Source organism: Pseudomonas citronellolis, assembly GCF_900112375.1.
GTDB classification, from domain to species: domain Bacteria; phylum Pseudomonadota; class Gammaproteobacteria; order Pseudomonadales; family Pseudomonadaceae; genus Pseudomonas; species Pseudomonas citronellolis.
The window spans coordinates 133,041-145,297 of the sequence record NZ_FOLS01000013.1 but is presented as its reverse complement, the minus strand read 5'-3'; the positions used below and the strand labels follow the sequence as shown (position 1 = coordinate 145,297).

The following is a 12,257-nucleotide window of genomic DNA, read 5'->3' as shown; positions in this document are numbered from 1 at the left end:
CATTCCCCATAGGAGAAACGCCATGACCATCAAAGCCATCAACGTCCGCAACCAGTTCAAGGGCACCGTGAAGGAAATCCTCGAAGGCCCGGTGCTCTCGGAAATCGACGTGCAGACCGCCGCCGGCATCGTCACCTCGGTGATCACCACCCGCTCCGTGAAGGAGCTGGAACTGGCCGTGGGCAGCGAAGTGATCGCCTTCGTGAAATCCACCGAGGTGTCCATCGCCAAGCTGTGAGGCGGGGAGGGCGGCGTTTGCGCTGCCCTGGGTGCGAAAAAAAGGCGGACGCCCCTGTGGAGCGTCCGCCTTTTTCTTTGCCGGCGCGCTCTACATCAGCGCCTGGCGCCGCGCCGCCATGTGCGCGAGGTAGTCGATCAGCTGGTCCAGCTCGGTGTCGTCGAGGGTTTCCGGGGCGAAGCCGGGCATCTTCGCCTGGGGCCAGCGGCGCAGGCTCTGCGGGTCGCGGATGTAGGCGTGGAGGAAGTCCCTGGCGAAGTACTCGGTGGGGCTGTAGGGCTGGTTCAGGTCCGGGCCGAACTGGGCGTCGCCGGCGCCGTTCAGGCGGTGGCAGGCCAGGCAGTGCTTCTGGAACAGGGCGAAGCCGGCCTGCACGTCGGGGCTGGCGTCCTTGGCCGGGACCAGGGCCGGGAAGCGGATTTCCACCGAATCCAGCACGCGCAGGCTGCTGACCTGGAAGGGCCATTGCTCCGGGCCGATGGCCGAGGCCTGCGGGTCGGTCCAGACCAGGTAGAAGGGCCCGGCCGAAGGCTTGTCCTGGCCCAGCGGCGGCCAGGGCTTCTCTTCGTCCTCGATGGCCAGCCAGGCCCGCGCGCCCTCCTTCTGCAGCAGCGGCGCGGCGGGCAGCTCGGCGGCGAAGCCGTCCAGCGCCACGGCCTGCACGTGGGCGCGGCCGTCCACGCCCTCCAGCAGCGCCGCCAGCGGCACCGCGCGGTAGTGCATGGTGCGCTTGTAGGCCACGTCGTCCTTGATCTCGATGTTGCGCGCCTGGGCGTTGCCCAGCAGCTCGGCGCTGCTCAGCGTGCGCGTGCCGGCGGGCAGCTCCAGGGTCAGTTCGGCGGCGAATACGGTGGGGCAGAGCAGGATCAGCAGCGACAGGATGAAGCGCATGGGCGGGCTCCAGCGATGGGCTGCGCAAACATAGCAGAGGATGCCGACGAACGGCACTGCCACCTGCGCTGCGAGGGCGCGGCCACTCGGGCGACGCCGGCTTCGCAGCGGCAGGCGGACGGTTGGCTAGCCGACCAGGCGACTGAGGTTGGGGATGATGAGCACCACTGCGGTAACGAAGACGATCAGGCTGGCCTGCCGCCATTTCTTCGGTTGTTGATCCATCATGATGTTCCCGCCTTTCTTGTTGTTGGCCCGCTCCCGCGCGCTCGTACGACCCGGCGCCGGGTGGCTGTGGCCTTGGCTTGGCATACCGGCCGCTCCGGCAAGACCCGGCAGCGACGTCCCATAGGTACTGCGAAATTTCAGTCTAAGCCCCGGCTGGCGCGGGCTTAGACGATCTGGCAGCAAATCCTATGGTTCCAGGCATATTCCATCTATATGACAAGGCGGTGACGGCTCTGGCCTGCGGCTCGACCGCCCATCCGACCGCCCGTCGGCGCGCGGCCCAGAGCGGTGCGCCAGGCGACCGCCGGTCGCCCGGGCTGAGCGCGGGGGTCAATCCGCCTGAGCGATCCGGTCATTGCCGGCCGCCACCGCGCGGTTAAGGTAGGCCGACACGCTGCCTGCGTGACCTCCACGCCAAGAGAGCACTCCCAAGAGAGAACGCCATGACCGAAGCATTGATTTACGACGCGGTGCGCACGCCCCGCGGCAAGGGCAAGAAGGACGGCGCGCTGTACAGCGTCAAGCCGGTCGACCTGATGGCCGGCCTGCTGCGCGAAGTGCAGCGGCGCAACCAGCTGGACACCGCGCAGGTCGACGACATCGTCCTGGGCTGCGTGACGCCGGTGGGCGACCAGGGCGCCGACATCGCCAAGACCGCCGCGCTGGTCGCCGACTGGGACGAGCAGGTGGCGGGCGTGCAGATCAACCGCTTCTGCGCCTCGGGCCTGGAGGCGGTCAACCTGGGCGCGATGAAGGTGCGCTCGGGCTTCGAGGACCTGGTGCTGGTGGGCGGCGTGGAATCCATGTCGCGGGTGCCCATGGGCTCGGACGGCGGCGCCTGGGCGCTGGACCCGCAAACCAACCTGCACACCAGCTTCGTGCCCCAGGGCATCGGCGCCGACCTGATCGCCACCCTGGAAGGCTTCAGCCGCGCCGACGTCGACGCCTTCGCCCTGCGCTCCCAGCAGAAGGCCGCCAAGGCCCGCGCCGAGGGGCTGTTCGGCAAGTCCCTGGTGCCGGTCACCGACCAGAACGGCATCGTCATCCTCGACCACGACGAATTCATCCGCGCCGATTCCACCCTGGAAGGCCTCGGCGCGCTCAAGCCGAGCTTCGAGATGATGGGGCAGATGGGCTTCGACGCCACCGCCCTGCGCAAGTACAGCTACGTCGAGCGCATCGAGCACGTGCACACCCCGGGCAACAGCTCGGGCATCGTCGACGGCGCCGCCGCCATGCTCATCGGCTCCGAGGCCAAGGGCCGCGAGCTGGGCCTGAAGGCCCGCGCGCGCATCGTCGCCACGGCGGTCACCAGCACCGACCCGACCATCATGCTCACCGGCCCCGCGCCGGCCACCCGCAAGGCCCTGGCCAAGGCCGGCCTGCGCGTCGACGAGATCGACCTGTTCGAGGTCAACGAGGCCTTCGCCTCGGTGGTGATGAAGTTCATGAAGGACATGGGCGTGCCGGAGAGCAAGGTCAACGTCAACGGCGGCTCCATCGCCATGGGCCACCCCCTGGGCGCCACCGGCTGCATGATCCTCGGCACCCTGCTCGACGAACTGGAGCGGCGCAACCTGCGCTACGGCCTGGCCACCCTCTGCGTGGGCGGCGGCATGGGCATCGCCACCATCATCGAACGAATCTGAGCCGGGGCAGGGGTTGCGTCGACTGGGTTCCCGCGTGCGCGGGAATGACGGGTGAAGCTCGGTGCTCCCCATCGTCATCCCCGCGAACGCGGGGAACCAGAAACCGGCGTCCCTGCGCCAGCCGTCGAAAAGGATTGAAGAAATGACCGAAGCCATCCGCTACGAAAAGGGCCAGGACAACATCGTCGTCCTGACCATGGACATGCCCGGCCAGAGCGCCAACACCATGAACGGCGCCTACCGCGAGGCCATGGCCGCCACTGTCGCCCGCCTGGAAGCCGAGAAGGATTCCATCGCCGGCGTCATCCTGACTTCCGCCAAGAAGACCTTCTTCGCCGGCGGCGACCTCAACGAACTGATCAAGGTCACCAAGGCCGACGCCCCGGCCTTCTACGCCGGCATCCTGGTGCTCAAGGGCCAGCTGCGCCGCCTGGAGACACTCGGCAAGCCGGTGGTGGCCGCCATCAACGGCGCGGCCCTGGGCGGCGGCTGGGAAATCTGCCTGGCCTGCCATCACCGCATCGCCCTGGACGAAAGCCACGTGCAGCTGGGCCTGCCGGAAGTCACCCTGGGCCTGCTGCCCGGCGGCGGCGGGGTAGTGCGCATGGTGCGCCTGCTGGGCCTGGAGAAGGCCCTGCCGTACCTCGCCGAAGGCAAGAAGGTGCGCCCGGAACAAGCGCTCAAGGCTGGGCTGATCCACCAGCTGGCCTCCAGCCGCGAAGACATGCTGGCCAAGGCCCGCGAATGGATCGCCGCCAACCCCAACGCCAAGCAGCCGTGGGACACGGCGGGCTACAAGATCCCCGGCGGCACCCCGTCCAGTCCGAACGTGGCGCAGATGCTGGCCATCGCCCCCTCGGTGCTGCGTGACAAGACCAAGGGTTGCTTCCCGGCGCCGGAGAAGATCATGTGCGCCGCCGTCGAAGGCGCCCAGGTGGACTTCGACACCGCGCAACTGATCGAGGCGCGCTACTTCACCGAGCTGACCACCGGCCAGGTGGCGAAGAACATGATCGGCACCTTCTGGTTCCAGTTGAACGAGATCAACGCCGGCAAGTCGCGCCCGCAGGGCTACCCGCAGCAGCAGACGAAGAAGGTCGGCGTGCTCGGCGCCGGCATGATGGGCGCGGGCATCGCCTACGTCTCGGCCGCCGCCGGCATCGAGGTGGTGCTCAAGGACGTCTCCATCGAAGCGGCGGAGAAGGGCAAGGCCTACTCGGCCGCGCTGCTGGAGAAGAAGGTCGGCAAGGGCCAGATGACCGCCGAGAAGCGTGATGCCTTCCTCGCCCGCATCAAGCCGAGCGCCAGCGAAGCCGACTTCGAGGGCTGCGACCTGATCATCGAGGCGGTGTTCGAGGACCGCGCGCTCAAGGGCAAGGTCACCGCCGCCGCCGAGGCCGCCGCGCTGCCTGATGCGGTGATCGCCTCCAACACCTCGACCCTGCCGATCACCGGCCTGGCCCAGGCCGTGGCGCAACCGCAGAAGTTCATCGGCCTGCACTTCTTCAGCCCGGTGGACAAGATGCCTCTGGTGGAGATCATCCGCGGCGAGAAGACCGACGACGCCACCCTGGCCCGCGCCTTCGACTACGTCCTGCAGATCAAGAAGACGCCGATCGTGGTCAACGACAGCCGCGGCTTCTTCACCTCGCGGGTGTTCGGCACCTTCACCAACGAAGGCCTGGCCATGCTCGGCGAGGGCGTGTCGGCGGCGATGATCGAGAACCAGGCGCGCCAGGCCGGCATGCCGGTGGGCCCGCTGGCGATCAGCGACGAGGTCTCGCTGAGCCTGATGAGCCACATCCGCGAGCAGACCCGCAAGGATCTGGAAGCCGAAGGCAAGGCCCTGCCGCAGCACCCGGCCTTCGCCGTGGTCGACCTGATGCTCAACGAGTACAAGCGCCCGGGCAAGGCGGCCGGCGGCGGCTTCTACGACTACCCCGCCAACGGCAGGAAGCACCTGTGGCCGGAGCTGAAGCAGCGCTTCGAGAAGCCCGACGGCATGATCCCGGCCGAGGACGTGCGCGACCGCATCCTCTTCGTCCAGGCCATCGAGACGGTGCGCTGCGTGGAGGAGGGCGTGCTGCTGTCGACCGCCGACGCCAACATCGGCTCGATCTTCGGCATCGGCTTCGCTGCCTGGAGCGGCGGCGCGCTGCAGTTCATCAACCAGTACGGCCTGCAGGACTTCATCGCCCGCGCGCAGTACCTGGCCGAGCAGTACGGAGAACGCTTCGAGCCGCCGGCGTTGTTGCTGGACAAGGCGTTGCGCAACGAGATCTTCTGAATGGGGTTGGTGTAGGAGCGAGGGGGACGCCTAGTTCTTGCTCGCGAACGGGAGTTACCTGTGGCAGCGGTGTTCTGGGGGGGACTCCGCTCCCTCTCCCTAACCCTCTCCCTGAAGGGAGAGGGGACCGTTCGGTGTGTGCAGGTGCTCTTGAGTTAGCCGGACACGCCGGCGGTTTCAGGTTGAGGCCATTCCTTCTCTCTGCACGGACAAGCCCCCTCTCCCTTCAGGGAGAGGGCTGGGGAGAGGGGACGGAGCAACCGGAAACACCATGGCCGCCGGCGAGCACCATTCGCGAGCAAGCTCGCTCCTACGAAAAGCAAAAGCCAAAGCAGGAATGCGACTCCCCCGAAAACCGCCCCCACCACCGGTTTTTTCTTCCCCACGACCCCCGTAGGATGGCGTTGAGCGCAGCGAAACCCATCACCCCCGGACCCACCATGCCCAACACCCCCGCCCTGATCATCATCGACATGCAAAAAGGCATGGCCACCACCCCGGTCCCCCGCAACAACCCCCACGCCGAAGCCCGCATCGCCGAACTCCTGGCCGCCTGGCGCGCGGCCGGGGCGCCGCTGGAGCACGAGCAGGTGCTGGAGAAGAACGTCCCCGACGCCTTCGCCAACAGCGGCCTGGAACGCTGGCTGCGGGTGCGCGGCATCGACACCCTGGTGATCGCCGGCGTCAGCACCAACAACTCGGTGGAAAGCACCGCGCGCAGCGCCGGCAACCTGGGCTTTCGCACCTTCGTGGTGGCCGATGCCTGCTTCGCCTTCGAACAGCGCGACTACCACGGCACCCTGCGCAGCGCCGAGGAGGTCCACGCCATGGCCCTGGGCAACCTGCAGGGCGAGTACGCCTGGGTGCTGGAGACCGCGCAGGCGCTGGGGATGGCGCGGGATGGCTGAGCAGCCGGTCGCCATCGTTTGCGCCGGCATTGATGCGCGGCGGTTTTTCGGGTATTTCCCCTGAAATTCCGATGCAAGGAATGGCTTTGCCATCTTGTATCGTGAAAAAACAGTGTGTAGTTTTCACGGGGCGTGCAGTTTGTTAAGAAAACGCGCGTTCGTGCCCGCTTAACATCAGGAACCCACCACTACATGTCGCTGCAAATCTGCATTCTGGAAACCGATATCCTGCGTCCCGAGCTGATCGACCAGTACACCGGCTACGGCTGGATGTTCCAGCAGCTGTTCGCCAAGCAACCGGTGCCCGCCGAGTTCAAGGTGTACAACGTGGTGGAGGGCCATTACCCGCCCGACAGCGAGCACTACGACGCCTACCTGGTGACCGGCAGCAAGTACGACTCCTTCGGCGACGAACCCTGGATCCGTAAGCTCAAGGACTACCTGCTGAGCCGCTACGAGCGTGGCGACAAGCTGCTGGGCGTGTGCTTCGGCCACCAGCTGCTGGCCCTGCTGCTGGGCGGCAAGACCGAGCGCGCCGACCAGGGCTGGGGCGTGGGCATCCATGACTACCGCATCGAAGAGCAGCCGCAGTGGATGCAGCCGCAACTGGACGACCTGACCCTGCTGGTCAGCCACCAGGACCAGGTCACCCAGTTGCCCGAGGGCGCCCGGCGCATCGCCAGCAGCGACTTCTGCCCGAACGCCGCCTACGCCATCGGCGACCAGGTGCTGTGCTTCCAGGGCCACCCGGAGTTCGTCGCCGACTACTCCCAGGCGATCCTCGACCTGCGCCGCGAGATCTTCAGCGAGCCGGTCTACCGGAAGGGCATCGACAGCCTCGACCGCGAGCACCAGGGCGCCACCGTGGCGGAATGGATGATGCGCTTCGTCCAGCTGGGCCGGAAAAAGGACGAGCAGAACGCCGCCTGAGCCCGCCGCGCCCACCAACGCCGCTCCCCGGAGCGGCGTTTTCGTTCACGCGCCGAGGCAAACCGCCTTTCGTAGGAGCGAGCTTGCTCGCGAACAGGTTCCGCAGCGGGGTTTGTTCGCGAGCAAGAACTAGGCGTCCCCCTCGATCCTACGAAGAGCAGCCGGCGCGGGCGTTAGAGCCAATCCGCCTGCTTGAAGCTGACGTACAGCCCGATGCAGCCGATCACCAGCAGGCCCATCACCAGGAAGTAGCCGTAGTGCCAGTGCAGCTCCGGGATGTACTCGAAGTTCATCCCGTAGATGCCGGCCACTGCGGTGGGCAAGCCGAGGATCGCCGCCCAGGCGGCGAACTTGCGCTGCACCACGCTCTGCCGCGAGGATTCCAGCAACAGGCCGACCTCGATGGTCTGGCTGGCGATGTCGCGCAGCGAGTTGAGGTCTTCCAGCAGGCGGTTGACGTGGATGGCCACGTCGCGGAAGTAGGGGCGCATCTGCTTGTCGATGAAGGGGAAGTCCAGGCGCTGCAACTCCTGGCAGATCTCCACCATGGGCGCCGCGTAGTGGCGCAGCTTGAGCACCTCGCGGCGCAGGCCGTAGATGCGCTCGATCTCCTCCTGGCTCAGCGAGGTGCGCAGGGCGCGCTGTTCCAGCACCTCGATCTCGCCGCGGATCTCCTCCACCACCGGCTCGTAGTTGCCGACCACGAAGTCGAGCAGGGCGTAGAGCACGAAGTCGGTGCCGTGGGCCAGCAGCAGCGGGCGCGCCTCGCAGCGCTGGCGCACCTGCGAGTACGACTGCGAGAAGCCGTGGCGGGCGCTGATGATGTAGCCGATGCCGGCGAACAGGTGGGTTTCCACGAACATCAGCCGGCTGTCCGCGCGCACCGGCGAGTAGATCACCATGAACAGCGCGTCGCCGAAGGTCTCCAGCTTCGGCCGGCTGTGCTTCTCCAGGGCGTCGGCGATCGCCAGCTCGTGCAGGTTGAACTGCTTCTGCAGGTTCATCAGCTCTTCCGGCGTGGGTTCCTGCAGGCCGGTCCAGACGAAGTGGTCGGGCTGGCAGGCCCAGCGATAGCCCGCTTCCAGCGGGATATCCGCGACCTTCTTGCCCTTGCAGTAGACGGCGGATGCGACGACTCGACCCATGGCGCGTTCTCCCGGCAGGCGGAGGCGGGCGGTGCCGGCGGGCGCCGGCGGCGATCTGCAAAGTATGGGCAAGCTGGCGCAGGCCGCCAGCGCGGGTTCAGGAGTGCGGGCGCAGGCTCTGCTGCAGCACCGCCAGGGCGTTGGGCAGCACTTCGTTGAAACGCTGGAACAGCGCGCTCTTGTCCACGGCGTCCGGCTGGATGTTGCGGGTGAGTTGGAAGCCGCCGCTCAGGGCCAGCGCCACCAGGACCACGATGCTATACAGGCCGATGCTGGCGAGGGCGCCGTTGCGCAGGGTGCGGGCGGTGGAGCGGTGCATGGCGGTGGCTGCCGGAAGTGGGAGTGGGGCCAGTTTCCCAGCAGTCTCGTCGATGGGATAACGAAGTTCGTTGCTTTCAACTATCGGTGGAATTGATGTTTTGCCGCCTGCCGCGAGGGGGATGCGGCCTTGATGCGGGTCAAGGTCCGTGGTGCGGCCAGGCGTAACGTGGAAATAGACGGGAGCGCAAGGCAAGGCTTCCGAGGTACTCCACCGAGCAAGGAAAGATCCATGATTCGAGAAGTTGAAGGCGACATTCTGCTGAGCAAGGCCCAGGTCATCGCCCATGGCATCGCGCCCCAGGACCCGTTCGACAGCGGCCTGGCCCTGGCCCTGCGCGAGCGCTGGCCGTCGCTGGTCCGCGACTACCGTCATGCGGCCCATGCCTCGGCGCCCGCGCCGGGCTCCATCTGGGCCTGGTCGGGGGTGGACGCCGACGGTTCGACCCGCGGCATCGTCAACCTGCTGACCCAGGACATGCAGGGCAGCGGGCGCAGCGCCAAGCCGGCCAAGGCCAGCCTGGAGAACGTCGGGCACTGCCTGCGGGAGTTGGCGAAGTACGTCGAGGGGGAGGGCGTTCGCAGCCTGGCACTGCCGTGCCTGGCCACCGGTGTCGGCGGGCTGGACTGGAAGGACGTGCGACCGTTGCTGGACAGGTATCTCGGCCATCTGGACATCCCCGTAGTGGTCTATGCGGTCTATCGCAAGGGAGTCGCCGCCGACGAGAAGCTCGGCTGAGGCGTGGCCGGCGGCCTGGCGCGTCCCGGAGCCGGGGCGCGTGGCCGTCGGAGTGCCGGCGAGCGCCGGTCAGCCCTGGTGGGCGGGGGTAGCGTCGTGCTGCTGGCTGGCGGTCCGCTCGGCCTGGTGCTGCAGCGCGGCCTGGTTCAGGTTGACCATGCGGTTCTGCATCAGCGGCGATTCTTCGGCGAAGCCGGCCTGGGCACCGAGCAGGGTGGCGCTGGCGAGGAGGGCAGTGGCGATCAGTTGGAGTTTCATGATGAACACCTCGTTGGTTGCTTTTCCTGTGGGTTCATCAATAGGTTAACGCGCAATAATTTTTGAAAAAGACTGAACGGGCTTAATCAGTTTTGCCTTTTTCGTAACTATTCGAGGAGCCCCCGTAGGAGCGGGCCCTGCCCGCGAAATCGCGCGCAGGGCGCGCTCCTACAGGGAATGGTGTGGGGCAGGGTCTTACCGGCTGTGCCGAGGGGCTCTTCGTAGGAGCGAGCTTGCTCGCGAACAGAGTCCGCAGCGGGGCCACATTCGCGAGCAAGCTCGCTCCTACGAGAAGCCGTGCCCGCCCGTATGGTAGGAGCGGATCTCATCCGCGAATCGCGCCGATATGTCCGGCTATCGCGGACAAGGTCCGCTCCTACGGGGAAACGCCATGCCTAACGGCGAATTGTAGGAGCGGGCCCTGCCCGCGATATCGCACGCAGGGCGCGGGTGGGGCGGCGTAGGAGCACCTCAGGCCAGGTGCTGCTTGTCCTTCTCGATGGCCTGGTCCAGGGTTTCCAGCAGTTGCCGGCGCACCTTCAGCTTGGTGTTGCGGTGCGCAGTCATGTTCAGCTTCTTCAGCTGTTGTGCGGCGGCGCGGGCGGTGTCCAGCAGTTCCTCGGCGCTCACCACCTTGTCGAGGAAGCCGGCGGCCATGGCTTCTTGCGGGGCGAACATCTCGGCGTTGATCACCGAACGGTTGAAGGCCGACTTGCGCAGGCGGTCGCGGGCCAGCTCGATGCCCACGTGGTGCATGGTCATGCCGATGGCCACTTCGTTCAGGCCGATCTGGAAGGGGCCGTCGACGCCGATGCGGTAGTCCGCCGAGAGCAGCAGGAAGGCGCCCTTGGCCACCGCGTGGCCGGGGCAGGCGACGATTATCGGGTAGGGGTGGGCCAGCATGCGCCGGGCCAGGGTCGAACCGGCGGCCACCAGGGCCACGGCGTTCTCCGGGCCGGAGGTCATCACCTTGAGGTCGTAGCCGCCGGAAAGGATGCCCGGCTGGCCGGTGAGGATCACCACCGCGCGGTCCTGCTCGGCACGGTCCAGAGCCTGGTTGAAGGCCTCGATCACGGCGGGGGAGATGGCATTCACCTTGCCGTTGGCGAGGGTCAGGGTGGCGACGCCGTCGTCGAGTTGATAGCTGATCAGTTCACTCATGGCAGGACATCCGGAAAAGGGGCGTGGCGCAGAACATACTGGCGACCACGGCGACCGTAAAGCGCTGTGTCCGACCGGCCGGTCACCGCGGTTTTGCGACAGACTTCACTCTCCGATGGGCGAGCCGGTGAATTTCGCGGGGTGTACGTGGAGGCGCGCAGGCCGTGCTGTTAAGCTGCCAGCACCGCCGTCCGTATCAATCCGCTTACAGGGAAGTCCTTCCGAATGTCGAAACTGCTCAAGTGGGGCCTGCTCGGCATCGTGGCCGTCGCGCTCATCATCAAGGTGTCGCTGTGGCTGTCCGTGCGCAGCATCGTCGACGACGCCGTGGCGCGCCTGTCGCCGATGGTGGAGATCACCTACGGCGGGATTTCCTCTTCCTTCGACGGCCGCGTCGGCCTGAAGAACGTGGAGATCCGTGTGCCGGCCGCCCGCGACAGCCTGAAGGTGGCCCATGCCCAGCTCAGGTTCAACGGCCTGCGCGAGCTGCTGAGCTTCAAGGAGCGCCTGGCCGAGGGCAAGCTGCCCAAGCAGATGGCCATGGAACTCACCGGCGTCGAGCTGCAGGTGCACGGCCCGTTCATGCAGGCGCTGTACCAGCAGCCGGCGGAGAGCAGCGTGTTCACCGCCATGAGCGAGGTGGCCTGCGGCAACATCCGCAACATCGGCTCCGACGAGCTGCTGCAGATGGGCTACCGCACCCTGGAATCGGATATCGAGTTCTCGTACCTGTTCGAACCCGGCGCGCAGAAGCTGACCTTCAACCTGCGCTCGGACGCTCGCGGCATGCTCGACACCCGCGTCGGCATGTCCCTGAGCAACGTCTCCGAACGCCCCGGCGACATGCGCGTGAACCCGCCGCGGGTGTCCCAGGTGACCGTCGAGCTGGACGACAACCAGTACCAGCGCAAGGTCCAGGAATTCTGCGCCGCGCGCCTGGGCGTCAAGCGCGAGGAGTACCTCAAGCAGGCCCTGGCGCAGTTCGACAAGGCCATGCGCAGCCAGCGCGTGGCGCTGGACCAGCCGCTGCTTGACGCCTACGCCCGCTACCTGGCCGACCCGCAGTCGCTGCGCCTGGAACTCAACCCCAGCGAGGGCATGACCTGGAGCGGGCTGCAGTTCTTCGAGGCCAAGGACGTGGTCGGCATGCTGCGCCCGGTGGTGCTGGTGAACCAGCAGGCGGTGAACCCGATCGGCTTCGCCTGGGTCGACCCGCTGAAGCACAAGGTCACCGCCGATTCGGCCACGCAGAAGATTTCGGCCGAAGAAACGGTTGAGTCGGAGAAGAGAACGCAGCAATATGGCTTCGTCAGTATCGACAGCCTTGCCCAGTACACCGGCAAGCGCCTGCAGTTCATCACCTTCGATGGTGCCTATTATCAGGGTGTACTGCACAAGGTGGAGAACGGACGAGTCTATATCACGGTCCTCATGGGGACGGGCTCGGCCGAGATGAACCTCCGCCTGAACAAGATCAATCAGGTGCGCGTCGAGTTGTGAGACGC

The 12,257-nt window shown here is 66.7% G+C and carries 12 protein-coding genes; 7 read left to right on the top strand and 5 right to left on the bottom strand.

Features of this window, described 5'->3' with window-relative positions:
• The first annotated feature begins 22 nt into the window (after positions 1–22).
• On the top strand, positions 23–238 hold the full coding sequence (locus BM060_RS14480) for a TOBE domain-containing protein (protein ID WP_009618813.1): 216 nt from the start codon (positions 23–25) through the stop codon (positions 236–238).
• A 90-nt stretch (positions 239–328) separates the two neighbouring features.
• Here the strand turns inward: BM060_RS14480 and BM060_RS14475 are convergent, their stop codons facing one another.
• Positions 329–1,129, bottom strand: a complete 801-nt coding sequence (locus BM060_RS14475; protein WP_074980693.1) for a c-type cytochrome — start codon at positions 1,127–1,129, stop codon at positions 329–331.
• Between the two features lie 671 nt (positions 1,130–1,800).
• Here BM060_RS14475 and BM060_RS14465 point away from each other — a divergent pair.
• The 4 genes from BM060_RS14465 to BM060_RS14450 all read left to right on the top strand — a co-directional run bounded on the left by BM060_RS14465 (position 1,801) and on the right by BM060_RS14450 (position 7,131).
• A complete protein-coding gene (locus tag BM060_RS14465) occupies positions 1,801–3,006 on the top strand; it encodes an acetyl-CoA C-acetyltransferase (RefSeq protein ID WP_074980691.1) in 1,206 nt (401 codons plus the stop codon).
• Positions 3,007–3,148: 142 nt separating this feature from the next.
• Positions 3,149–5,293 (top strand): 3-hydroxyacyl-CoA dehydrogenase NAD-binding domain-containing protein, encoded by a 2,145-nt coding sequence (locus tag BM060_RS14460; protein ID WP_074980690.1) that lies wholly within the window; start codon positions 3,149–3,151, stop codon positions 5,291–5,293.
• Positions 5,294–5,733: 440 nt separating this feature from the next.
• Positions 5,734–6,201 (top strand): cysteine hydrolase family protein, encoded by a 468-nt coding sequence (locus tag BM060_RS14455; protein ID WP_074980689.1) that lies wholly within the window; start codon positions 5,734–5,736, stop codon positions 6,199–6,201.
• A gap of 192 nt (positions 6,202–6,393) precedes the next feature.
• Positions 6,394–7,131: an amidotransferase gene (locus BM060_RS14450; protein ID WP_074980688.1), complete on the top strand. Its 738-nt coding sequence runs from the start codon at positions 6,394–6,396 to the stop codon at positions 7,129–7,131.
• A gap of 173 nt (positions 7,132–7,304) precedes the next feature.
• Here BM060_RS14450 and BM060_RS14445 read toward each other — a convergent pair whose 3' ends face one another.
• Both BM060_RS14445 and BM060_RS14440 read right to left on the bottom strand, forming a co-directional pair.
• Positions 7,305–8,276 (bottom strand): magnesium and cobalt transport protein CorA, encoded by a 972-nt coding sequence (locus tag BM060_RS14445; protein ID WP_009618833.1) that lies wholly within the window; start codon positions 8,274–8,276, stop codon positions 7,305–7,307.
• A gap of 97 nt (positions 8,277–8,373) precedes the next feature.
• Entirely contained in the window at positions 8,374–8,595 is a 222-nt protein-coding gene (locus BM060_RS14440; RefSeq protein ID WP_074980687.1) for a hypothetical protein, read from the bottom strand.
• 231 nt (positions 8,596–8,826) lie between these two features.
• Here BM060_RS14440 and BM060_RS14435 point away from each other — a divergent pair, with 231 nt between their 5' ends.
• On the top strand, positions 8,827–9,333 hold the full coding sequence (locus BM060_RS14435) for a macro domain-containing protein (RefSeq protein ID WP_009618837.1): 507 nt from the start codon (positions 8,827–8,829) through the stop codon (positions 9,331–9,333).
• 69 nt (positions 9,334–9,402) lie between these two features.
• Here BM060_RS14435 and BM060_RS14430 read toward each other — a convergent pair whose 3' ends face one another.
• On the bottom strand, positions 9,403–9,591 hold the full coding sequence (locus BM060_RS14430) for a hypothetical protein (RefSeq protein WP_074980716.1): 189 nt from the start codon (positions 9,589–9,591) through the stop codon (positions 9,403–9,405).
• Positions 9,592–10,062: 471 nt separating this feature from the next.
• A complete protein-coding gene (locus BM060_RS14425; protein WP_043272090.1) occupies positions 10,063–10,752 on the bottom strand; it encodes a crotonase/enoyl-CoA hydratase family protein in 690 nt (229 codons plus the stop codon).
• A 225-nt stretch (positions 10,753–10,977) separates the two neighbouring features.
• On the opposite strand from BM060_RS14425, the gene BM060_RS14420 reads away from it, so the two are divergent.
• Positions 10,978–12,252 carry an aq_1923 C-terminal domain gene (locus tag BM060_RS14420; RefSeq protein ID WP_074980686.1) on the top strand — a complete coding sequence of 425 codons (1,275 nt, stop codon included), beginning with the start codon at positions 10,978–10,980 and terminating at the stop codon, positions 12,250–12,252.
• Positions 12,253–12,257: the final 5 nt, after the last annotated feature.

Bases quoted from the DNA above. Each gene is read 5' to 3' on its own strand.
- BM060_RS14480 (WP_009618813.1), top strand. From the start codon at position 23: ATGACCATCAAAGCCATCAACGTCCGCAACCAGTTCAAGGGCACCGTG.
- BM060_RS14475 (WP_074980693.1), bottom strand. From the start codon at position 1,129: ATGCGCTTCATCCTGTCGCTGCTGATCCTGCTCTGCCCCACCGTATTC.
- BM060_RS14465 (WP_074980691.1), top strand. From the start codon at position 1,801: ATGACCGAAGCATTGATTTACGACGCGGTGCGCACGCCCCGCGGCAAG.
- BM060_RS14460 (WP_074980690.1), top strand. From the start codon at position 3,149: ATGACCGAAGCCATCCGCTACGAAAAGGGCCAGGACAACATCGTCGTC.
- BM060_RS14455 (WP_074980689.1), top strand. From the start codon at position 5,734: ATGCCCAACACCCCCGCCCTGATCATCATCGACATGCAAAAAGGCATG.
- BM060_RS14450 (WP_074980688.1), top strand. From the start codon at position 6,394: ATGTCGCTGCAAATCTGCATTCTGGAAACCGATATCCTGCGTCCCGAG.
- BM060_RS14445 (WP_009618833.1), bottom strand. From the start codon at position 8,276: ATGGGTCGAGTCGTCGCATCCGCCGTCTACTGCAAGGGCAAGAAGGTC.
- BM060_RS14440 (WP_074980687.1), bottom strand. From the start codon at position 8,595: ATGCACCGCTCCACCGCCCGCACCCTGCGCAACGGCGCCCTCGCCAGC.
- BM060_RS14435 (WP_009618837.1), top strand. From the start codon at position 8,827: ATGATTCGAGAAGTTGAAGGCGACATTCTGCTGAGCAAGGCCCAGGTC.
- BM060_RS14430 (WP_074980716.1), bottom strand. From the start codon at position 9,591: ATGAAACTCCAACTGATCGCCACTGCCCTCCTCGCCAGCGCCACCCTG.
- BM060_RS14425 (WP_043272090.1), bottom strand. From the start codon at position 10,752: ATGAGTGAACTGATCAGCTATCAACTCGACGACGGCGTCGCCACCCTG.
- BM060_RS14420 (WP_074980686.1), top strand. From the start codon at position 10,978: ATGTCGAAACTGCTCAAGTGGGGCCTGCTCGGCATCGTGGCCGTCGCG.